At 55.7% G+C, this 21579-nt stretch carries 19 protein-coding genes; all 19 read right to left on the reverse strand.

The genetic code is table 11. The features are described 5' to 3' along the window. Window positions 1-25: 25 nt before the first annotated feature. Window positions 26-943 carry a ribokinase gene (gene rbsK, locus MNU25_RS17265; RefSeq protein ID WP_240986199.1) on the reverse strand — a complete coding sequence of 306 codons (918 nt, stop codon included), beginning with the start codon at window positions 941-943 and terminating at the stop codon, window positions 26-28. A 113-nt stretch (window positions 944-1056) separates the two neighbouring features. After that, window positions 1057-2010 (reverse strand): substrate-binding domain-containing protein, encoded by a 954-nt coding sequence (locus MNU25_RS17270; RefSeq protein WP_240986200.1) that lies wholly within the window; start codon window positions 2008-2010, stop codon window positions 1057-1059. Between the two features lie 51 nt (window positions 2011-2061). After that, a complete protein-coding gene (locus MNU25_RS17275; protein ID WP_240986201.1) occupies window positions 2062-3003 on the reverse strand; it encodes an ABC transporter permease in 942 nt (313 codons plus the stop codon). Continuing rightward, entirely contained in the window at window positions 3003-4490 is a 1488-nt protein-coding gene (locus MNU25_RS17280) for a sugar ABC transporter ATP-binding protein (protein WP_240986202.1), read from the reverse strand. The genes MNU25_RS17275 and MNU25_RS17280 overlap by 1 nt, the downstream gene beginning before the upstream one ends. Before the next feature lie 16 nt (window positions 4491-4506). Then, window positions 4507-4899, reverse strand: a complete 393-nt coding sequence (gene rbsD / locus MNU25_RS17285; protein ID WP_240986203.1) for a D-ribose pyranase — start codon at window positions 4897-4899, stop codon at window positions 4507-4509. A gap of 70 nt (window positions 4900-4969) precedes the next feature. Next, window positions 4970-5986, reverse strand: a complete 1017-nt coding sequence (locus MNU25_RS17290; protein ID WP_240986204.1) for a LacI family DNA-binding transcriptional regulator — start codon at window positions 5984-5986, stop codon at window positions 4970-4972. A 334-nt stretch (window positions 5987-6320) separates the two neighbouring features. Then, the gene (locus MNU25_RS17295) at window positions 6321-7883 is read right to left on the reverse strand and encodes a dihydrolipoyl dehydrogenase family protein (protein ID WP_240986205.1); all 1563 of its coding nucleotides are present in this window, start codon (window positions 7881-7883) and stop codon (window positions 6321-6323) included. A 224-nt stretch (window positions 7884-8107) separates the two neighbouring features. Then, window positions 8108-8488 carry a DUF4363 family protein gene (locus MNU25_RS17300; protein ID WP_240986206.1) on the reverse strand — a complete coding sequence of 127 codons (381 nt, stop codon included), beginning with the start codon at window positions 8486-8488 and terminating at the stop codon, window positions 8108-8110. Between the two features lie 146 nt (window positions 8489-8634). Then, entirely contained in the window at window positions 8635-9324 is a 690-nt protein-coding gene (locus tag MNU25_RS17305; RefSeq protein ID WP_240986207.1) for a DUF421 domain-containing protein, read from the reverse strand. A gap of 463 nt (window positions 9325-9787) precedes the next feature. Beyond that, window positions 9788-10243, reverse strand: coding sequence for a CBS domain-containing protein (locus MNU25_RS17310; protein WP_240986208.1), 456 nt, complete (start codon window positions 10241-10243; stop codon window positions 9788-9790). A gap of 412 nt (window positions 10244-10655) precedes the next feature. Next, the gene (locus MNU25_RS17315; RefSeq protein ID WP_240986209.1) at window positions 10656-12572 is read right to left on the reverse strand and encodes a cell wall-binding repeat-containing protein; all 1917 of its coding nucleotides are present in this window, start codon (window positions 12570-12572) and stop codon (window positions 10656-10658) included. 271 nt (window positions 12573-12843) lie between these two features. Further along, window positions 12844-13647, reverse strand: coding sequence for a flagellar hook-basal body protein (locus MNU25_RS20170; RefSeq protein WP_277350695.1), 804 nt, complete (start codon window positions 13645-13647; stop codon window positions 12844-12846). A 200-nt stretch (window positions 13648-13847) separates the two neighbouring features. Then, window positions 13848-15137 (reverse strand): flagellar hook protein FlgE, encoded by a 1290-nt coding sequence (locus tag MNU25_RS17330; RefSeq protein ID WP_240986210.1) that lies wholly within the window; start codon window positions 15135-15137, stop codon window positions 13848-13850. Between the two features lie 587 nt (window positions 15138-15724). Beyond that, a complete protein-coding gene (locus MNU25_RS17335) occupies window positions 15725-15931 on the reverse strand; it encodes a DUF1858 domain-containing protein (protein WP_047830241.1) in 207 nt (68 codons plus the stop codon). Window positions 15932-16031: 100 nt separating this feature from the next. Next, on the reverse strand, window positions 16032-17147 hold the full coding sequence (locus tag MNU25_RS17340) for a methionine synthase (RefSeq protein WP_240986211.1): 1116 nt from the start codon (window positions 17145-17147) through the stop codon (window positions 16032-16034). A gap of 126 nt (window positions 17148-17273) precedes the next feature. Next, window positions 17274-17465, reverse strand: a complete 192-nt coding sequence (locus tag MNU25_RS17345) for a hypothetical protein (protein WP_240986212.1) — start codon at window positions 17463-17465, stop codon at window positions 17274-17276. 15 nt (window positions 17466-17480) lie between these two features. Further along, complete coding sequence (locus MNU25_RS17350; RefSeq protein ID WP_240986213.1) at window positions 17481-19655, reverse strand: glycoside hydrolase family 2 protein; 2175 nt, start codon at window positions 19653-19655, stop codon at window positions 17481-17483. A gap of 409 nt (window positions 19656-20064) precedes the next feature. After that, entirely contained in the window at window positions 20065-20493 is a 429-nt protein-coding gene (locus tag MNU25_RS17355; protein ID WP_240986214.1) for a Fur family transcriptional regulator, read from the reverse strand. A gap of 567 nt (window positions 20494-21060) precedes the next feature. Further along, window positions 21061-21231: a 4Fe-4S binding protein gene (locus tag MNU25_RS17360; RefSeq protein ID WP_240986215.1), complete on the reverse strand. Its 171-nt coding sequence runs from the start codon at window positions 21229-21231 to the stop codon at window positions 21061-21063. Window positions 21232-21579: the final 348 nt, after the last annotated feature.

The following is a 21579-nucleotide window of genomic DNA, read 5'->3' on the forward strand; positions in this document are numbered from 1 at the left end:
TTGCTCTTCCCTTTTCCCTCTGGGTTTATCTTTTCAAAAACCGATCAATCTCGACCCGTTCCGGAATTGATGTCTGCGCGCCCTTTTGGGTAACGGCCAAAGCCGCCGCCGCGGAGGCAAAGCGCAAGGCATCCCGGATAGGCATGTTTTCCGCCAGAGCCGCGGCATATGCTCCGACGAAAGTGTCCCCTGCCGCCGTGGTATCAGTTACTTTAACTTTGAATGGCTCTAAAAACAGTTCCTGGTCTTCCCAGCCCCGGTAAAACAGACCTCTTGCTCCCAGTGTGATAATGACTTCCCGGCACCCTCTATCCACCAGGATGGACGCCGCCCTACTAATTTCCTCCGCGCTCACGACCTCGCTCCCGGTCAGTATGGCGGCTTCTGTTTCATTCAGAATCAGCATACTGATTTTGCGGTAGTCTTCCTCCGGCAGCTGACAGGCAGGCGCCGGATTATAAATCACATACGTTCCCCGCGCCGCAAAATAGGTTAAAGCATAGGCCACCGTCGGATAGGGTATCTCATTTTGTAAGATGAGCCAATCGGGCAGAAGGGCGAACCTACCGTTCGGAGCGATCTTTCCCGGGGTCAATTTACCGTTAGCTCCCGCGGAAAGAATAATGCTGTTTTCCCCCAGGGCGTCCACGGTAATAAAGGCAATACCTGTGGCCGACCCGGGTTCCACAAGCACCCCTTCTGTCCCGACACCCGAGGTGCTCAGGTTAGTCAGCAGCTCTTCCCCAAAAGCGTCTTGTCCGACCGCTCCGATCATCTCGACCCGAGCCCCGGCCCGTGCCGCGGCCACAGCCTGGTTAGCCCCTTTGCCGCCCGGAACGTAAACGGTAGACACGGCTTGAATGGTTTCCCCGGGCAAGGGCGCTCTCTCCACCCGATTTACAATATCCATGTTGAGACTGCCAATGACGGCAATGGAACCCACGATCCTACGCCTCCTCGTACCCCGTTGCCCAGTCAAACGGATCATTCAGCCCGAGCCTTCCTGCAATCAGGCCGGGACTTAGCGAATGCAGCCGGCCTATTCCGACAAGAAACTTAAAAACCGCTGAAAGAAGTTCCTTTTTCGACCAATTGCAGGGGTGAGTTGATCGTAGCCGGCACCGTTTCTCCTTTAGCCAGCTTAACCGCATTCTGCACGCCTAATATCCCTTCTTGGGTCGGTTGTTGAGCAATGTCGGCATAGAAAAGCCCTTGTTGGACGTCATTAACCGCCTCTTTCTCACCGTCGATCCCGACGATGGCAATTCCGGACTTGCCGCTTTGTTGAATGGCCTTCAGAGCTCCCAAAGCCATTTCATCGTTTTGAGCAAAGACGCCTTTGACGTCGGGATTAGCCTGCAAGATGTTTTGCATAACATTCAAGGCTTTGCTCCGGTCGAAATTCGCCGTCTGCTTGGCCACGACCTTAATGCCTTTCGCCGTAGCAATCTCTTGGTCAAAGCCCTGCTCGCGGTCCCGTTCTGCCGACGTGCCGATGATCCCCTGTAATTCGACCACCTTACCCTGCCCCTTCAGGGCTTTGATGATTTCGTCAGCCGCCATTTTCCCTGCCTGGACACTGTTGGAAGCAATAAAGCAAGCCACCTTGCCTGAAGTCACACTGCGATCCAACGTCACAACCGGGACATTCGCTTTGTTCGCGGCAGCCACCGCGCTTGACAAACCCTGACTATCGGTCGGGTTAAGAATGATGGCACTGACTTTTTGCTGAATCAGATCTTGGACCTGGTTCAGCTGGGTTGCAGGATCATTGTTGCCGTTGTCGACGATAACTTTTACCCCTTCCTTCGCCGCCTCCTGTTTTACGCCATTTTCCATGGCCACAAAAAATGGATTGTTAATCGTGGATACGGCAAACCCGATGGTGTACGAGGACTTCGACTGCGAAGCGGTTTGCCCGCCTGAACTGTTGTTGGCGGCACTTCCGCATCCCGAAACAAGTCCGACGGTTAGAGCCCCCAGGCCCAAGATGATCTTCCACTTTTTCATTTTGCGATTCTCCCCTTTTTTATAATTATTGAGAATGAGGCCGGCGGCCTCTTATCTCCCGGCTGACTTCTTGCGGTCAAGCATGATGGCCGCGAGAATAATCAATCCCTTGACGGCATCCTGGTAGAAAGAATTTACATTGAGAAGATTGAGGCCATTATCGATAGTTCCCAGAATCAAGGCCCCGATCAAGGTGCCAATCAAAGTGCCCTCACCGCCCATCAAGCTGGTCCCGCCAAGGACGACGGCCGTAATGGCATCGAGCTCATAACCCACCCCGGCGGTAGGTTCGGCCGAACCCAGGCGCGAGGCCAGAATGATCCCAGCCAAGGAAGCCAGGATGCCGCTGACCACATAAACACCTACAAGATATCTTTTGACAGGCACTCCGGCCAGAAAGGCGACTCGTTCATTTCCCCCGATGGCATAGACGCGCCTCCCCGCCGTTGTTCGGTACAGCACAACCCAGGCGGCGGCGAAGACCAAGGCCATGACCCAAACGGGAATGGGAATCGCCAGAAAAGTCCCCGTGCCAAAACCGGCAAAAGCTCGCGGCAGGTTAAAGATGGGCATCCCGTTCGTATAGATTTCGGTCAGACCCCGGAACAGCGTCATCGTTCCCAGTGTCACGATGAAGGGCGCCAAACCGGCGTAGGCCACGAACACCCCGTTGAGCGCACCGGCTAACCCCCCCACGAAAAGAGCCGCGCCTCCAGCCAACCAGGGGTTGATGTGCCCGACCATGAGCTGGGCGGCGATGGCGGCGCTCAAAGCCAAGGTGGAACCGACCGACAGATCAATCCCAGCCGTGAGAATGACGAAGGTCATGCCTACCGCAATGAGTGCATTAACGGAAATTTGCAAAGCCACGTTGCGAAGGTTGCCGAAGGTAAAAAACTTAGCCGTAGCAAAAGAAAGAATAAATATCAGGATGACCAGCCCGATTAAAGGTCCCAAATGATAGCGTTTAATGGCGCTGATAATACGTTGCATTATACCTCACCCCCTGTGGCCAGACGCATGAATGCCTCTTGTTGCATCTCGCGGCCCTGCAGTTCTCCCTGAATCGTTCCTTCGTGCATGACGTAGACCCTGTCACTCATGCCAAGCAATTCGGGGAGGTCCGACGAGATCATCAGCACAGCCCTTCCTTCAAGCTTCAACCGGTTCATCAGTTGGTAAATTTCCTGCTTGGCCCCTACATCGATACCCCGAGTGGGCTCATCTAGAATGAGCAGTTTCGGTTTGCAAGCCAGCCATTTGCCAATGACTACCTTTTGCTGATTTCCGCCGCTCAAATTCTCTGTCGCCTGTTCCACCGAGTGTGTCTTGATCCTGAGCTTCCCTACCCATTCCTGGGCATTCATCCCTTCCGCCTGCCTGCGGATAAACCCCAAACGGCTGCGCTGACTGAGGGTAGGAAGCGCTAAGTTTTCCCGTATCGTGAAGGGCAGAAGCAACCCTTCATTCTTACGGTCCTCTGTCACGAGGACGATTCCGGACCGAATCGCCGAGGCGGGAGACCTTAGATGGAGGATTCGGCCTTCCATCACGATTCTCCCGGACTGTAAAGAATCAATCCCGCTCAGCGCACGTGCCACCTCCGTCCGGCCGGATCCCATCAGTCCCCCCAGCCCCACAATTTCTCCGCCTTTGATTTCCAGGGAAACGTCTCGAATTGCCAATGTTTTCAGCTTCTCCGCACGCAGAATACTCTCGCCGGGACTCGATTGCTCATGGGGATAACGCTCTGCAATATCCCGGCCGACCATGAGGGAAACCAATTCCCGTTCCGTCGTCTCTTCGGTCGGAACTGTGGCGATGAAACGTCCGTCCCGCAGCACGGTCACCCGATCGGCCACTCTGAACAATTCCTCCAAACGATGGGAAATATAGATGATCCCCACCCCTTTGGCCTTGAGCGCGTGGACAATTTCAAAGAGACGATCCGTCTCCCCCTTGCTCAAGGCGGAGGTCGGCTCATCCATGATCAGAAAGCGCACCTCCTGCTGCAGGGATTTGCCAATCTCTACCAATTGCTGTTCCCCCACGCTCAGGTCGCTCAGGCGTTCTTTGGGGTTGCGGTTCAGATTCAGGCTTTCCATCGTCGCCGAAACTTTCTCATAAAGCAAGGGGTAATTCACAAAACCTAGTGTCTTAAACTTGCCCTCACGCCCGATGAGGAAATTCTCAGCCACCGAAAGGTTGCTGAATAAGTTGAGTTCCTGATAGATCATCCCTATGCCCAGATCCTGGGCGTCCCGGATGGTACGAAGAACCCGAGCCTCTCCGTCGATCGAGATCTGCCCCTCGTCAGCCTGATAAACCCCAGTCAGAATTTTCATTAGGGTGGATTTGCCCGCCCCGTTTTCGCCCAGCAGAGCCACAACCTCTCCACTGCCGACTTGAAAATCAACCCCTTGCAAAACCTTGACACCGGAAAAAGCCTTACTGATCCCTTTCATTTCCAACTGAGCCATCGTCTTCACCCCCTAGCTAGAACACTACACCGGACTTGAGGATGATATTGGCATAAGAGGTCCACTCCCCGGTACGCACGATTACCGCTGCCGACGCCAACCGTTCTTTAAAAATGTCATGTCCGATGAGTTCCTGAGGCGCCGCAATCAGCTGCCTAATTCTGTCAAATAGATCCGGATGCGCACCCTCAAGTTCCTTAGCTAAGGTAATTTTCTCCACACTTAGTTCGCTTAAAACAGCATTCAGAACTTCCCAGAAGGCAGGAACCCCTTGACACACCGCCAAGTCGATCAGAGGAACTTGAGCTGGAACAGGCAATCCATAGTCAGCAATCACCAGAGTCTGTCCATGCCCCAACGTGGCAATGAACCGGGACAGTTCCCCGTGCAGCACGCCTTGTTTTTTCATTTCTGTCAACACCTCTGTCGTTATTCTTAAGTCTATGGTAACGTTACCACATCGCACAAAACCTATCCGCTCACGTCCCCGCCTGCTGCTTCCTGGCGGTCGAACCCCGCAGGATCAGCTTGGGCTCAAACTCCTGTTGTTCTGAGTGGTGATTCCGACCTGACCCCAGTTGGTTAAGCAGCAGCTGAAAAGCGGACCTTCCCATGGCATAGCCCGGTTGAGCGATCGTGGTTAGGGAAGGAAAAGAATACTCGCTCAAAGCTATATTATCATACCCGACAATAGCCAGCTCATCCGGAACCTCGATCCCGCAAAACCGGGCCGCCTGGAGAATGCCCACGGCCATCAGATCGTTGGCGGCAAATATTCCATCCGGACGGTCTTTCGAGCGCAGGAGACTTAACCCGATCTCATGACCCCCCTCATAGCGGAAATCGCCCTGAATCAGTTCTCCTCTCAGGCCCTCATAACGTGCCCGGTTTTCACTGATCACCCCTTCAAATCCCAACTTCCGGCCGTAGGCAGACGGCGAACCCTCCGGACCGGAAATATGAACAATGCGGCGGCAGCCAATGTTGATCAGGTGAGAGGTCGCCAGCCTTCCTCCCCGTTCGTTATCCATCCAAACCGAACTGCGTTTGGCCGAACCCCTCCTGTCCACAAGTACGAGCGGAAGTCCCGCGGTTGCCTGATCAATGACCTCCTCCCCACTCCTGCTCCCCGCAATAATGACCCCATCTGCCCAGCGGCTGCGCAGAATGTCAAGATACATAACCTCTCGTTCCCTTTTCCAATCGGAATTGCACAGGATGGTCGTGTAACCCTTGGCGATCGCTGCGTCTTCGATACCCCGGGCGACATCCGCAAAAAAAGGATTCGCCACGTCCGGAATTAGCAGGCCGATGGTCGAGGTCTTGCCGCTGACTAAACCGCGCGCCAGGCGGCTCGGCTGAAAATTAAGTTCCTCCATTGCCTTCGTAACTCGTTCCCGCGCGGTCTCCCCTACATAGCCGCTGTCATTGATCACGCGGGACACCGTGGTGACCGACACCCCTGCTCTCTGGGCAACATCCTTGATCGTCGTCAATCCGGACCAACTCCATGTGGAAACGTTTCCACGTCTCTTATGCTCCTAATATACAGACTTTTCGTCAAACTGTCAATCCCAAAATTATCTTTTTAAAGTCCTGATTTTCCTGGTATCAGCGTAGGCCAATGGGTTCGTTCTCTAGTGCTGCCGCCGCGGCGGTACCGGAGATCAGGAGAGTCCGCCGACATCTTTGGGACAGCGGCGGACTGGTGCCATTTTAGGATCGGGCGAATCCGAGTAAATCCAGGTGAATCCCCGTAAAACCCGGTAAAGCACAGTGAAACCCAGTAAAAGCCAGCAAACCCCGGTAAATCCCGGGCGCAGCCCTCGCTTATGCCAAATGCAAAGCCTTGCCCAAAACTCCGTGTGCCGCTTCCATCACCGCTTCCGGGAGAGTCGGATGCGCGTGCACAGTCCGGGCGACCTGGTCGGCTGTCAGCCCCTCTTGAATCGCCAGGGTCAATTCTTGAATCAGGCTGCTGGCTTGCGGCCCCATGATTGCTCCTCCCAGAACGACCCCTTGTTCGTCCGCCAAGATTTTCACAAGTCCCAACGGTTCACCCAGAGCCAGGGCTTTGCCGTTGGCGCTGAAAGGGAATTTGCTTACTTTATAGGCCGTCCCCCGCTCTTTCAGCTCCTGTTCGCTCGCCCCGGCCGTGGCAATCTCCGGGTAAGTAAAGATGGCGCTGGGAATCGCCCGGTAATCCATCTCAGATGACAGCCCGGCTATCCGTTCGGCCGCCACTATTCCCTCTGTGGAAGCCACGTGAGCCAGCATAATCCCGCCGACCGCGTCCCCGATGGCATAAACGTGCGGCAGGTTGGTCTCCATCTTCCGGTTAACGCGCAGCGCGCCCCGCTCCGTCTCCAGGCCCAAACCCTCCGCATCAATCCCTCGCAGGTTGGGCTTTCTTCCGGTCGCGACCAGAACCCGCTCCGCTTCCAATCCACGTTCCCCTTTGGCTCCCTCCACCTGAACCACGAGCCGGTCATTCTCTCTGCGGATTCCCTTAACCGCTGTTTTCGTCAGGATCTCCAGCCCGCTTTTCTTAAGGAGGGGAGTCAGCCGCTTGGGAATTTCCTCATCAATGGTCGCCAAGAGACTGGGCAGCATCTCGACGACCGACACTCTCACCCCGAAGGCCTGATAAATCGAAGCCATTTCCAGGCCGATGACTCCGCCCCCGATGACGACGAGACTGTCCGGAAGTTCTGTTTCGCTGAGAATTTCATCGCTGGTCACAACACCCGGCAAATCCATTCCCGCAACCGGAATCCGAGCAGGCAGTGAACCCGTGGCCAGCACGACGTTCCGGACAGGAATTCTCACTCGCCCCCGGGCTTTCCCCATCTCTTCCGCGACCGGCTCCGTTCGCTTCCCCGTCTCTTCGCCGGCCCGCTCGACCCGAGTGTCGGCGCGCCCGCTCTTGTCTCCGGCCTTTTCCACGAAGATGCCCGGTTCCGTCTGAACCCCGCTTGCCCCCAACTGAGCCCTGACCTTCTCCAGTTGGTCCGTATCCCCTTCCACTTCGAGAAATCCCGGTTCCCGGAAGGCCCCCCAGCCTCTGACCACTTGAATCTTTCCGGCCTTCATGAGTTGCTCCACGCCGCCCACCAGGGTGTCGACCACCTTATCTTTGCGCTCCATCACCCGGGCAAAATCCAGCCGTCTTTCCCCGACCGCCAGGCCAAATTCCTCGGCCCGCCCGATTTCCCGCCAAAGTTCCGCACTTTTCACCAGGGCTTTGGTCGGAATGCATCCCCGGTTCAGGCAGGTCCCGCCCAGACGCTCTCCTTCGATCAAAACGACAGAAAGCCCCAACTGGACCGCCCTCAAAGCGCAAACATAGCCCCCCGGTCCGCCGCCCAAAATGCCCACATCAAACTTTTCCATTTTTCACCCGTCCCCTTTGTTCTTTTATTCCCGGTTCGTCCGTCCGATTCGCCCCTACTGCCAGACCCCACCCCGGTTCGCCGGGTCGCTTTCCGCTTTTTGATTTCTTGCGCAGCCGGCTATCCCATTCCGGAGTGAACTCGTTCAGCTACAGCTGAACATCACGAGTCTCACGATTGGATCAATGCCTGACCGACTATGATTTTAGCACTTGCAGCGAGTGATTACAAAATGTTGCGGACATTAAAGGCTTCGTTGTCGGAAACGTGGTCCACGAGCATACGCAAGGTCGACAGTTCTCCCAAACTGAGAACCGCCCCCTTCGTCTCAATATATTTTTGCACCCGGCTCATGCTGATGTCGATATTGTCAATCTCTTGATGATTAAGCAAGATCGTCCACCAGTATTTCGTTTTTTCCCAAGAAGTCTGGGCCGTCTTAAGCTCATTTCCGGCTTCTTGCCACTTCCCATCCTGAACCGAACGCTCCACCCGACCCAGTTGGGCCGTGAGAGTTCGGGCGGAACGGCTTATGTACGAAAAGGAAAAAAAGGACGCACCCAGTAAAAGGACGAGCACAACAGCCACAATCTTCAAGTTTCGCATCCTCAGCCACCACCCCAGTAGTCGATCTCCCCGCTGGCTAAAGCCGGGGGCCCTAAGAACCTTCGGTTGCGAGCGCTCCTACCGGCTCTCGCCAAACTTACCCCAGTCGCATGCCTTCCGACAAACAAGCTCAATGCCCGGGGGACCTAATGCAAGATTTTCTTGCGCCTGTTTTCCTGGACAAAGAGGGTCCCAGATGCGTCTATGCTGGCCAAGAGCACCTGCTCGACCCCCTGCAAATTGTGTTTCTTGATCTCGGCCTCCAGCCAAGCCGCGTTCACGCCGGCCTGGTTCCAATTCTCAATGTGCACTTTGCCGTCCATGACCAGCGGAATGGGCAGTCCCTCATCTTTGGGGGATATTTGAAAGTCTTCCGGAATCGACGGCCTTTTCTCGGCCTTGGGAATCACGCTCACTTCACCGTTGGTCTCCAGAATGGCATACTCCACATCCGCAACATTGGGCACGTTTTTCAGCCGTAGCTGCTCCAGCAAGTCGCTTAAGTTGTAGCGGTTTCTTTCCAGTTCCCGCTCCACAATCCGCCCCTTGTCGATGAGGACCGTGGGTGTGCCGCAGAGGATAGCCCTGGCCTTCTCACTCTTCAAAGAAAAGTAAGATAACGTCGCCCCGGCCAAAAGCAGAACCAGGATGGGCACAATCCCGCTCACCAGGGGAATTCCCACGTCCTCGCTCGGCACTGCGGCCAATTCCGAAATCATGATTACGACCACCAGTTCAAAAGGCTGAAGCTGGCCGATTTGGCGCTTTCCCAGGAGGCGCAGCACCAATACGACCAGAGCATAGAGAATTAAAGTCCGCACCACCACAATCAGCATTTAGGCTGTCACCCCGCAAACAATCATCCCAAACCGTTATCCGGCTCAACGGGGTTAATTTTTCCCGCATTCACAGGCTTTATTCACGTTCGTTTTTCCGAACGCCTAGCACGCCGGCGACACCCGAGGATTTGGTCGCGGGTGTTATCCGCAACTAACCCAGGGAAACCCGGCCAATAAGAAAGGGACCCCCCGTCCGGAGATCCCCGCAGTTCTATTCTGAATCGTTAACCGCCCCATGCCTAAAGCCGTCCGAAGCCAGAAGCTTCCGCGCGAAGCATTCGGCGACACTCAACTTCTCAACTTGCCCCAAACCCCCATTTTAGTTCCGGGTCATAAGGGCCCTTTGTCACCCGCATAGCGTTTTCATGTTCCGATGATACCCCCTTGGCAGTGTGAGGGTCTGGTAGGGAATGGAATAGATATGGAACTAAGCTGGGGTGGAGCTCAACTAAAGTAAAGCCTAACTCATGTGGAAATGCTCATTGAACAAAGCCTGATGGACATCACCCTGACTGATGATTCCGATTAACTTGCCCGCTTCATCGACCACCGGCAGTCTCCTGATCCTCTTGGTGACCATCAGAGACAAGGCCTTGAGAACCGGGGTTTCCGGCTGCACCGCAATGGTCTGCCGCGTAAAAATATCTCTGACCTTGAGATTGACCGTCGAATCATAGCGCCGGCTCAGATCCTCAAAAGCCCGGAATTCCGCGGGGTCATCGTAGAACTCCCGGTAACTGGGGTAAATCGCCCTGAGGATATCCTTTTCCGATAACATGCCGATAAATTTCATCTCCTCATCGGCCACCGGAATTCCACTGATCTTCCTTAGGCAGATCAGGGATGCCGCCTTCTGCACACTGTCTTCGGGAAGCAAAGATATAACCGCTGAACTCATGATATCCTTGACCTGCATAAATCTCTCTCCTTTCGCTGATAGCCCGGGTACACCCGCTGTTCCTCTACAAATCCCCCGGAAATGAGGCCCCGTTCCACAACGCCTGATCGACCGCAGAGGCTGCGGACCGAAGCCGGCAAAAGAAGCGCCATGGCTTCCCTCTTACAGAAACCGCTGAGGATAAAGACCATGGGACCCCAAATAAATGAATAAAGCTACTTTATAACAAGAAGCCGTACCTGTCAAGGTGAATTTTGTGTCTATTCTGTTAATAATGCCTAGCGACCCAATCTGCTACATGTGGCATCTCTGCCCTCCTCACCGGATTATAGCCCCCGCGCTCTCCCACTTCTTTCCTAAGATTCCGGGGGAGCTTCCCTTTCTTGTGCAGCACAATTCTCTCGCGGTAAAGCGCAGGTGCAGATAGCCATCACAGATAAAAATCCCTATAGATTAGATTATTGTACAATCCCCGCAACGGGGTGTAATCAGAAGTATGGTTTTCTCCCACGAAGAGAGAAGTGAGTTGAGTCATACCGCTGAGCGGGGCAAAAGTGGTGAGGTCATTATGGCTGACATCCAAGTACTGTAATCCGCTCAAGCCCTGCAACCCGCTGATATTTGTCAGCTGATTGTTATTTAAAATAAGGGTTTTGAGGTTGGGAAGCTTGCTCAAATTGCTCAACGTGGTGCTGTCAACCTGATTGTTCCCCAGGTCGAGATAAGTGAGATTATAGAAATTCTGCAAACCGGCCAGATTTGAAATGTTCTTTCCGTTGGCCTGGAGCGACGTAATCTTGAGAACATCACTGAGGTAGAGCGGTCCGCCCGTGGTCGACCCCGTCAGCTGATACCTTACAAGCTGCTGCAAATTCCCGTCATCCAGATTTACGAGGGCGTTGTTGACCACGTTCAAAGTCAGGCTGACTTTTTGATTCATTCCCGCGACGCTTCCCTGGAACGTATAACTGCCGACTTTCTTAAGAGATACATTGTTGCCGCTCACATTCCAGGTAACCGGATATTGCTGAGTCGTCTTGTCACTCAGAGTACCCGTCACCGTAGCAGGAAAATTATAGGAAAAGCCCAGAACAGCTTCAGCCGTAATTCTGCCAAAAGTCACTGCAGTAGAAGGGAGAACCGTCAAGCTGAGGGTTGCGCTGCCGCTATAGCCATTCACCTTACCGGTATAGGTATAAACCGTGTTCGTGCTCGTATACGTGTAGTTTCCGGTCTGTCCGGTATTGACAGAGGAAAGGCTCCAGGTCACGGGCACTTGTACCTGCGAGCCGTCACTGAGGATCGCGCCGACCGTTTTCGGCAGCTGATATTGCTGAGTGCTCGACGAACTCGCTGTGACATTAGCCAGAGATAAGATCCGGGCCGGGATTGACTGCAATACCGCACCCATCCCCGAGCTGACCGCCGCATTTCCTCCAACAATGTTGATTTGGTTGATAACCTCAGAGTTCAACATTTCCCGCACTGAAGCCGGAACCTGATCGCCTGCCACCAAAACCACGGGTGCCTGGTTTTGCGCCGCCAAGGCGGCAGCCGTAAGGGCGTCGGGATAATCCCGACCGGTCGCGACGTAAATCGAATTGAACTGTAGGCTATTCGCAAAGTATTTAATAAGATTAGCATTTCTCTCATAGCGGTCGTTTCCGCTGATAACCTGGGCATTGGGGAACTGGCCGATCAGGCTTGCACCGAGTTCATTGTTGCCGTTAACCGCGTAGATATGTTGAAACCTGCCCTTGAGAAAAGTTTGCAACGACGGGGTCAGCCCGTCGGAGGGGACCAAAACGACAGGCATGCCGAGGGCTGCCGCGATGGGAGCGGCTGAGACCGCATCGGGAAAACTTTGTCCGCTTACGACAAAAATTCCCTTCCCCACGCCCACCGTTTTCGCTACTTGCACAGAGGTGTCATAACGATCCACACCGGAAATACGGGTTGTACTGATCCCCATCGTCGTGAGCTGAGTCTGAACAGTAGCCGAGACAGCGCCCACACCGCCGATGATAAACACCTTCTTCACATGAAGACGGCTCAGTTCCGCCGCGGTATTAGCGTTCAATTCATTTTGCTCCGTCAGCAAGATCGGCGCGTTGAATTTGCGTGCCAAAGGAGCGGCACTTAAGGCGTCCGGGAAATTTTCACCTGTCGCGAGAACCGCGGTCATGGCTCCGTTAGGCCAACCTGTCTGGCTGATCGCAACGGCCGTTCCATAGCGATCCGCCCCCTCAAGGCGATTGGCCGTGGGCGAAGCCGATACCACCCTGGCCCAACCCAACCAGACAAAGGCCAGCAGGCCCAGTAAAACCATACCTTTTCTCCACGACATCCCGGAACCACTCCTCTCTCTCAACATCCCCAAATCATGCTCCCGAACCCACACCCAACCGGAACAGGCCCTGCCAAGTCTCAAACTACCCCGAAGTCCCCACACTTTGATGCAAATCCGGCGCATACGGGCTCACCCTTGATTCCGCCTCAAGTACGAGCAATATCTATGGCCGACCTCCGAGATCGCCTTACCTCAGAAATCGGCCTTAGATGAAACCCTGCCGGAAAAGGCCATCTTGCCCGGGCAACAGGACAGGCCTCAGACGAACTTAGGCCCTGATCGAGTCGGCGATGGCCCACATCTGGTCCCCGTCCTCCACCATCCGGGCATTCAACTGGTACGCCCTTTGCACCTTGACGAGGTCCGCCATGGTGTCCGCCAGACTGACATTCGACTGTTCCAGGGCCCCCCCATGGATGAAACCCAAAGCCGCGTTCCCGGCCGTTGCGCCGGGTCGGCCTGTTTGAACGGGCCCGGTATTGGCTTGGGGCAAGAGCAGGTTGTTCCCTATATCTTGCAAGCTTTCCGGATTGGGAAAAGCAGCCAGCTCTATTTGGCCGACCGTCTGCTCCCGACCCTGAAGATCCGTCACTTTGATTTGTCCGTCCGCCGTCACGGTGAGCGCACCGCTCCCCGGCGGAAGCTTAACTCCGGGCACCAGCGCATGCCCCCGGCTGTCCACGATCTGCCTGTTCGCGTCTAACCGAAAGGCGCCGGCCCGGGTGTAGGCGATCTGTCCGTTAGGCAAAGCAACTCGGAAATAGCCCGCTCCCTCAATAGCCAAGTCCAGCGGGTTCGCAGCCGCGTAAATGTCACCCTGAGCCAGATTCCTGCCCGTCGCCCTCTCCAGCACTCCCGTACCCAGGTCCACCTGCCCCCCTGCCGTTCCCGCACCGGCACTGACTGACCCGGGCCTGGTGGCGCCGGCCGCCGGCACGGCCAGCGCCTCGGCGAAATCCATCTCCGCCGCCTTGTAGCCGGGGGTATTGACATTGGCCATATTATCGGCCGTCAGGTCGAGAGAGAGCTGCTGTGCTCTCAACCCGGAAGCGGCCGTACCCAAAATCTGCATCCGCTCTGCTCCTCCCCTGTTAACCTATCCGCCCCAAAATCTCCTTTACATCAAGCGGTTGCGGCGCGGGAAAATGCCGTTTCCCGAAACCGACGCGAAATCGACACGGCCCCTCTCTGCAGGATCCTTGTGCCCCACTGATTTGCGGTTATCCCGTCTCTAATTCCGTGCCTATGCTTAGGCGAACACCGTGAACCGGATTACTGCCGTTTCAGATCGACTAATGTCTGCAGAAAACTGTCTGACACTGTAATGACACGTGAGTTAGCTTCGAAGCCGCGCTGAGCCACGATCATGTTCGTCATTTCCTGACCCAGATCCACATTAGACATTTCCAGCTCCCCGGAAATAATGGAACCCGCGTTACCGGAGTTGGCCGGGCCGGCGGCAGCCGCCCCGGAATTGTTCGAGGGAATATAGTAGTTATCACCGATATTCTTCAGGCCTGCCGGGTTCGGGAAGGTAGCAAGGTCGACCTGCCCCAAATTCACCATGGTTCCGGAGCTGTCTGTTCCCGTGACATTGCCGTTCAAATCAACGTTGAGACTGGTATACGTGTTGGGTGGAATCCGGATAACCCCCGGGGTAGTGATCGACCACGGATCGGCAGGAGCCGCAACGTTGCCCAGATTAATCGTCCCGGTAGCAGGATCGAAATAGTAGGGATGATTGGCGTCGATGGCGGCGACGGAAGCAGCCGGCTGCAATACGGTTCCTGTCGTAGCATCCTTTATGTTTATACCGGGCGCGCCGACCAAGGAAGGGCTTTGATAGACGAAATTGCCGTTGGCATCGTTTGTCCAGTTAACGGGATCCGTAGAGCCAATGGTTAAGCCGGGTGCCACGGTGTATTTATTGGTAGAACTCGGTACCCCGCTAATAAAGGTAACAGTGCCTGTGGAAGGATCAAAGTTGTAATCCGTACCGTTCGCGAGCGGGCCCGCACCGTTCTTCAAAGTGATGTCAGGCTGCCCGACTAAGGCGCTGTCCGTATAGACCGGCTGCCCGGCCCCGTTTGTCGACCAACCCGATCCGGTCCCGTCCAGGGTCACCGGGGTTTCACTGGGTACGCCCAGGACATATGCCCCCGTCGCATTATCCACCAAATCCCCGTTGCTGTCTGTTCCGAAATTTCCGGCCCTCGTGTAAACTGTCTTGCCGGCGTCGTTCAAGACAAAGAACCCTTCCCCCTGCACCATCAGGTCCGACCATTTGCCTGTGTTTTCCGCACTGCCCTGGCTCATGATCTGGTCTATCGCGCCGATCTGGGTGCCCAAACCGACCTGTGCCGCGTTGGAGCCTCCCAAGGACACCGGCGTGGCCGTCGGCGCCGCCGCCCCTTTCAGGGTCTGGCTCAGCATCGTAGCGAAAGTGACCCGGCTGCCTTTGAAGCCGGGGGTATTGACATTGGCGATATTATTTCCGATCGTGTCCATCATAATTTGATGAGCTTTCAAACCGGAAACGGCGGAATAGAGTGACCGCATCATAAGGCATTTTCCTCCCCGCATTCATATGTAGTATGATTCTGCGACATCGAGTGGTTCAAGTGGTTCTTGACGTCAAATGGTCTGTACTTGTTTTTAAGAATTCTAAAACCGGCGACGGCGGCAAACACCGCCCGCATCTTCTCCGATGTACCTCAATATGTATATCGACTAAACCCGGCTTAAACTTTAGGCCGGACAGAAACTTCCCTGGTCAAAGTTTTCTTTTTTCTCGGCGCAGCAACCGTTAGGCCGGACAGAAATTTCTTCGCAATTCTGACGGTCACTGCCTCCGTCCGGGCATGTGAGAAGGTCTGCTTTTACAGCGCTTGCTTCGATGGAGTGACCGAATAAGCGAGCAAGCAGGAGAGCCATCGACCAACGGCAAAAACCGAAGCAGTGCTTGTGCACCTGCCGATTGTATGCTTTCCGTTGAAGGTACGCGTCTCAAGCCGATATACGAAAAAGCCGCCCCCTCTTGACGGGAACGGCTTTTCATCTTTAGTTGAACGGGTTCACTCTCTGTTCACTTAAGTAGCGACCCTTTCGCATCTCCCCGGCCTTCCGGTCCCGAATGCGGTGTCTCGCCCTCAAGCCTTGGCGGCTTGCTCGACAGCCTCGTTCAACTGTTTCACCAAATCATCCACCCGGCGGCCATGGGTGAGTGCGGCTCCTTCGATGCTTTCCATCGTGGAGGACGGACAGCCCAAACAATGCATTCCCAGTTCGAGGAAAATCTGAACGGTTTGCGGATATAACCGCAACACCTGTCCCACGGTCATTTCTTTGCTGATCACTGCGCTTCCCTCCTTCTCAAAGCTTACTAAATTGGTCGGTTTTATTATAACCTAATCCGCGCCAATGAGCAACTCTTTTGCTGATTCTTTTCCTAATTCCTTATGCTAATTCTTTTTCCAATTCCTTGAGTAAGCCATAGATTCGTTCGGCCTCCTCCGGACTCAGAGTCCCCGTGCCACAGCTCGGCGTCAGCATGCTCTGGGCCCGCAGGCGCTCTTCGTTCACCCCCCGGCGCCCAAGCTCCCCGATATTTTCCTCAAGCCTCCGACGCAGGCTGCCGACGCTCTCTTTCCGCAAGGCGTCTCCGGTCGGGATAATTCCCCAAGCGAGCACCCCGCCCCGGGTCAGAAAACGCTCCAGTTCCTCCGCTAAGACGAGCATCCCTGTCATGTATTCGTAAGCATCGAAGTTGACCACTTCAATCATGGAATCAAAAAGAATCGTCCAATCCATCCCCGCGCAGACATGGGCTCCGGGAATTCCCCCTTGCCCCATGATTTCTCCGGCGATCGAGTTCAGATCATCGATAATCCGGCCTTTCTCCAAAGTCACGTGGGTCGAAGCCCCCACCGCGTAAAGCCCGGGGTCATCCACCGACATCAACACCGGCAGACCGTAGGCCTTCAGGCGCTTCGTCTGCCAGCGGGCATGCATGGCAATGGACCTAACCAGCATCTCCCTCTGGCTGTCGTCATAATAGCTGGCGCGACGATTTTCATCCGTAATCTGCAGGCCCAGAGTCACGGGACCGCTCAACTGCCCTTTGAGCAGCAGCGCCTCCCGCGTGCCATGCTCCTCAATATCCCGGCAGAAGCCTTCGAATCCTTCCCCTCCCTGCCCGGAAAAGCCAAAATGCTCCAAGGCGGCATTGTCCCCTGCCTCCGCTGCCAAATAAAGCTCATAAAACCGCGCCATCCGTTCCGCCCAATCCCCGGCCTCGGCCTGAAACCTGGGCCGGGCGTAATCCGCCATCACGCCGCTTTCGATTAAAGCGCGTAAATACTGGCCGATAAACGCGCTCTCCGCACCCATTTTCGGCAGCTGCGGCCAGTGAGGCGCCCGGGGGACACTCTGCCGGATGAGCCGCAAAGCCTCCTCAGTCCGGGCAAAAGGCACGCTCCCCACACCGGTGGTCAAAAAACGAGGCGGAAATCCCAGAGCGGACTTTGGCTCAAACCCTTGTTCCGGTACAATACCCCTCCATTTGCTATCCATCATTCTCCCCCTTCCCCAAGTCTTAGCCGCAGATAGGCTGCGGAGGGAAATTTCACAGTCCCCTTGCCCCCATAGCCCCCTTGCCCTCGCAGATCAACTCAAGTGAGGCTCGGTCGGCCCAGTAGCTCACACGGCCGGAAGATACTCGCCAATCGTCACCTTCTCAGTCTCAGCCGAGACATTTCCGGCGGTTCCCACCTGGTAACTGGGTGCCCACTCAGGCATCACTTCCCGCACGATGACCGCCCACCCCTTTTCCCGCGCATGTTCTTTAAGCTGAGGGGGAACCGCCCCACCGTCTCGCGCCCAGGCGATCACAGATTCCGGGCCTTTCTAAGATCCGGAAGAAATACCGCCCAAGTGCCAGAGAAAACCCACATCCTGCCAACGCAAGCACAGTAAGATTACGAGCAAAAGTGTCAGCAAAAGCGGGATGGGGAGGAACACCCGGTATTTTCCCCCAATCCGGTGCACGTCCCGCCGGCGCCAGGGCAGAAAGAGGAAACTCAGCGCGGCATAAGCCGCCAAGGAAGTCCACCAGGGCCATCCCCACGCTATCCCCACCCAAAACGCGCCGGGTATGAGGAGCCAGCGATAGCGCTGCTCCAGCCACAAGGCCACCCCGTAAGGATGCGGTGAACCGGGCAGCCGGGGCGCCGCCAACCCGGTCTGCAGCAAACGCAAAAGCACGATCAGAAGCCCCAAGGCGAGCCAGATGAGCCACGGGTTCTGCCGTTGCAGGACCCTCGCGCCCGGCCACAGGTGGGGAAGCCAAAAACCGAGTCCGCTCGGAAGCCGGAAAATCCCCGTTGTCAGGATGGCACTGAGGGTTGCGGCCCTGACCAAAACCGATAGACCCTGCCAGAACCAGGCCCGGCGCAGCCGCCGCTTCGGCTTTTTCTCATCAATCTCCTTATACAGCCAAGTCGCGCTGCGCAGGTCCATCAAAGTCACATAGAGGATGAGTAAGCCCCAGCCGAAGGCAAACCTGCGGCCCGGCCAGGCCTTGTCACCATTTGAGCCTTGCCCCTGAGCACCCGGGAGACGGGATGCCTCTTTTCCCGCCACGGCCGCCAGCGGCACCACCTTGCCCCAAGGACCCTGCAAATTTCCCCCTTCAATAACAGGTGACTGATCCACAGGAACACCCCAAAGCGGCCGCGGATTTGCGCGCACCACGAAAGCCAGGTTCGGGGCCGCTGCCTGTTTGGCCAAACTGAAATACCCTGCCAGGGGCGCCGCGGGATCCAATGCCTTACCTACCGTCCAAGCCCACAGGGATGGGTGATAATCCTCCGCCAGCTTGCTGAAAATGCCCGGGTTAGGCAGACGCGCCGCCGGCGTCAAGGCCACCGGCCATTCCGCCCAGACCCCCATGCCCGCCTGGTCGGCGGCTTGCAGCCAGAGAGGGTCCGGGACAGGACCCACAAAATAGAGCAGATTCACTCCCTGCCGGCGCTCTTCTCGGAGAAAAGCGGCAATCCGGCCCGTCCGCCGGATCTCTCTTTCTTCAGCCGGGTCCAGGGCTACTCCGTGAATGGCCAAGGGCTGACCGTTCAAGAGAAACTTTCCGCCGGCCAGACCGAGAGAACGCAGGCCGAGCGGGAAGGCCAAGTCATCCTGGTCCCCCGCCGGATTTGCCACCGTAAGATGAAGTTGATAGAGAAAAGGGCTCTTGGGGCTCCAGGGCCGCGCCCCGCTCACCGCCAGGTGGAAGGTCACGCTTTCTCTTTCCCCCGGGCCCGGCCGGACAACCTGCGAAGCACGCGCCACTCCGGCCGAACCGTCCGACAAGACGGCGGAAACGGTCCACGGACCTTCTTCCATCAAACCGTGATGCCGGATCTCGGCTTGAACCGTCACCTGGGCGTTGCTTCCCTGCCAGGCCGCCGTGACCCGGGGCTTCCCCAGCGAGGTCTCTGTGACCGCTTCGAGCGCGAGTTCCCCCGTGATCGTTCCGGCCGTCGGCCAGCCGGAACCAAAGAGAACCGAACGCTGCCCAACTCCGGCGGAAAGCTGAAGGATCAGGACATTGTCCATTCCGTAGCGAAAAGCTCCCGCCGGAATGGCCACCCGGGTCGTCCCGCCCAGACCTTCGAACTCTCCGACTTGATGTGCACTGTCAATTCCGTTGAGGTAAACCCGCACCCGACCGTTCACACCGCCGAGAACCAGTTGCATGGTACGGGCGCTCCATTCATTCGGTATGCGGAACTTACGGACTGCCACGGCAAACTCTGTCTCAGACGGCAAGTAAAAAGGTGCTTCACGGTTGAGAAAGGCGAACTCGGACTTTGCCGGCCGCACTCCGGTTTCCGTCGTCCAGGCCGCGCCCAAAGAGGCGAATTTTTCCCAGCCCCCCTCCAAGGAAATCCGCCAGCGCTGAGAACTCACCATATCCCTGCCGGCCGGCAAACCCTGACCCAGTGAAGACTGCCAACTCACAAACAATACGCTCAGGCTCAAAACCAAGAGCACGAGAATAATGGCTGCCCGCCGGTTAAACATTCCGGGTTTCCTCTCTTAACTTAGTTTGCAAAGCGATCTGCTGACATACCGGAAAGCGACCGAGTTACGGTTCTGTCACCAGGTGCCATCTGTCACCAGGTGCCAAGTTCGTCCATACTATGTTACTACCCATTTTACTACCCATTTTACTATTTTCGCTTTTCACCCGCAAAAACCCTTTTTCGCGCTTCACTTTTGCTCTTCAGCCCCGAAAAGGCCAGAGACTTAAAGCAGCAGCAGCTTTCCGTTATCTGCACCGGCCTTGCGCCTGCAGACTCTGTTGGCCGGCCATGGGCGGAGTCCTCGCGGCTTATACACTGGCCTCGCACCTCCGGACTCTATCTTTCCGATATACCAAAAAAGCCCCGTCCGACGTTCGCCGAGCGGAGCTGAGTTTGCCTGATCTTACTCAATGCACCGGCTGGCGTTTCCGGCAGTCCGGGCAGAGACCATAAAACTCCAACCGATGCCCGTCAATCCTGAAACCGGTAGCATCGGACGCCTCTTGCTCCAGATGCAGCAGAGGTCGGTCGTAATCGACCACTTTGCCGCAATTTGAGCATACCACATGATAGTGATTCTCGGGGTTACCGTCAAAACGGCTGGACGTATCCCCATACGACAATTCCAGAATATGCCGGTGTTCCTTCAACATATTGAGGGTGTTGTAAATAGTTCCCAGACTGACGCCCGGAAACTTCTCCTTCACATGTTGAAAGATCTCTTCCGCCGTCGGATGCGATTTGGTCTCGAGCAGAAATTCTAAAATCGCCTGCCGCTGCGGTGTAAAGCGAACCCCTTTGCCTTTCAGCTGCCGTAAAAGTTCTACCGCGTCCAAGTGCCCTCGTCTCCTTTATAATACGTGCGGAACTCAGCTTACTTGTTCCGCAGCGACATTCCCGCAGAAATCATGCCTCTGTCTCCAACCATATTCTCACAGACACCCTGTCCCCGTCTCTGACGTCATTACGCTGTGCCGTAAAACCGCCTCCGGTTCCCGCTTCACAAAGATATACCGCTTCTCTTATTTGCAATCATTTTCAGTTTCATTTTAGATTAAAATTCGATTTATGTCAAGCATCCCGCATCAAGTCCGCGAAATCATAAAGGTACCAAGTTTCGCCATGGTACTGAAAATTGCGGTGTGACATTATACGGCTTGCCAAACAAGAAATCACGACCGCACAAGCAAGCACAGCCGGCCGGCGCTGCGATCGCTGACGCGAGCAATCGGCTCAAACGTATGCATCGCGCGCCTGAAAAAAGAGGAGAGCTCTCGCTCTCCTCCGGAAGTCCTTAACCTCGTGCCTCATGCAACCGATTTGATCAACCTCGATTCGCCTGGCCGATAAAACTTTACTTGTTTACGATGTTCCGACTGTTTAAGGTTCTGACTTCTCAGGACTCAAGCTTTGACAGGCGCACCCGTTGGGCAGACCTCGGCACAAGTACCGCACTCCGTACACAGCTCAGCGTTGATGACATACTTATCGTCACCCTCGCTGATTGCCTCCGAAGGGCACTCCGCCGCGCACGAGCCACAGGCTATACACTCGTCCGTAATAACAAAAGCCATCTTTTTCTACCTCCCCTTCCCCCTCAATTAAAGTCACTATAACACAAAAGAAAGGCGGAAGGCAAGATGAAATAATCTATCGCGTCCATTAATTCGAGCAATTATGCGGTGGCGCGAACCCCGATGACAGCCGAAGTGTTGGTTGGCCTGCTCTCACAAAACCAGGCCGGTCCGTCCCGTCGAATGTCGGGCGAGGGCAAGAAAGCCGCCGCTTGTCGCTCACACCTCGCGTTCCGGGCGATACGGCACCTGATAGAGCCTGCGCAAGCAGTGGCCGCAGTAGGGAAGCACCCGGTTCGACACCTGGTTGCGGCGAAAGACGACTGAGTTCAGATCTTCGTGCTCAAA

It is taken from the genome of Acididesulfobacillus acetoxydans, from assembly GCF_902729405.1.
Classification (GTDB): Bacteria; Bacillota; Desulfitobacteriia; order Desulfitobacteriales; family Desulfitobacteriaceae; genus Acididesulfobacillus; species Acididesulfobacillus acetoxydans.

What these genes read in the sequence shown, in the direction of transcription:
- MNU25_RS17270 (WP_240986200.1), bottom strand. Translation starts at nt 2,010, where the DNA reads ATGAAAAAGTGGAAGATCATCTTGGGCCTGGGGGCTCTAACCGTCGGA.
- MNU25_RS17275 (WP_240986201.1), bottom strand. Translation starts at nt 3,003, where the DNA reads ATGCAACGTATTATCAGCGCCATTAAACGCTATCATTTGGGACCTTTA.
- MNU25_RS17280 (WP_240986202.1), bottom strand. Translation starts at nt 4,490, where the DNA reads ATGGCTCAGTTGGAAATGAAAGGGATCAGTAAGGCTTTTTCCGGTGTC.
- rbsD (WP_240986203.1), bottom strand. Translation starts at nt 4,899, where the DNA reads ATGAAAAAACAAGGCGTGCTGCACGGGGAACTGTCCCGGTTCATTGCC.
- MNU25_RS17295 (WP_240986205.1), bottom strand. Translation starts at nt 7,883, where the DNA reads ATGGAAAAGTTTGATGTGGGCATTTTGGGCGGCGGACCGGGGGGCTAT.
- MNU25_RS17300 (WP_240986206.1), bottom strand. Translation starts at nt 8,488, where the DNA reads ATGCGAAACTTGAAGATTGTGGCTGTTGTGCTCGTCCTTTTACTGGGT.
- MNU25_RS17305 (WP_240986207.1), bottom strand. Translation starts at nt 9,324, where the DNA reads ATGCTGATTGTGGTGGTGCGGACTTTAATTCTCTATGCTCTGGTCGTA.
- MNU25_RS17310 (WP_240986208.1), bottom strand. Translation starts at nt 10,243, where the DNA reads ATGCAGGTCAAGGATATCATGAGTTCAGCGGTTATATCTTTGCTTCCC.
- MNU25_RS17315 (WP_240986209.1), bottom strand. Translation starts at nt 12,572, where the DNA reads ATGTCGTGGAGAAAAGGTATGGTTTTACTGGGCCTGCTGGCCTTTGTC.
- MNU25_RS20170 (WP_277350695.1), bottom strand. Translation starts at nt 13,647, where the DNA reads ATGCAGATTTTGGGTACGGCCGCTTCCGGGTTGAGAGCACAGCAGCTC.
- MNU25_RS17330 (WP_240986210.1), bottom strand. Translation starts at nt 15,137, where the DNA reads ATGATGCGGTCACTCTATTCCGCCGTTTCCGGTTTGAAAGCTCATCAA.
- MNU25_RS17340 (WP_240986211.1), bottom strand. Translation starts at nt 17,147, where the DNA reads ATGGATAGCAAATGGAGGGGTATTGTACCGGAACAAGGGTTTGAGCCA.
- MNU25_RS17350 (WP_240986213.1), bottom strand. Translation starts at nt 19,655, where the DNA reads ATGTTTAACCGGCGGGCAGCCATTATTCTCGTGCTCTTGGTTTTGAGC.
- MNU25_RS17360 (WP_240986215.1), bottom strand. Translation starts at nt 21,231, where the DNA reads ATGGCTTTTGTTATTACGGACGAGTGTATAGCCTGTGGCTCGTGCGCG.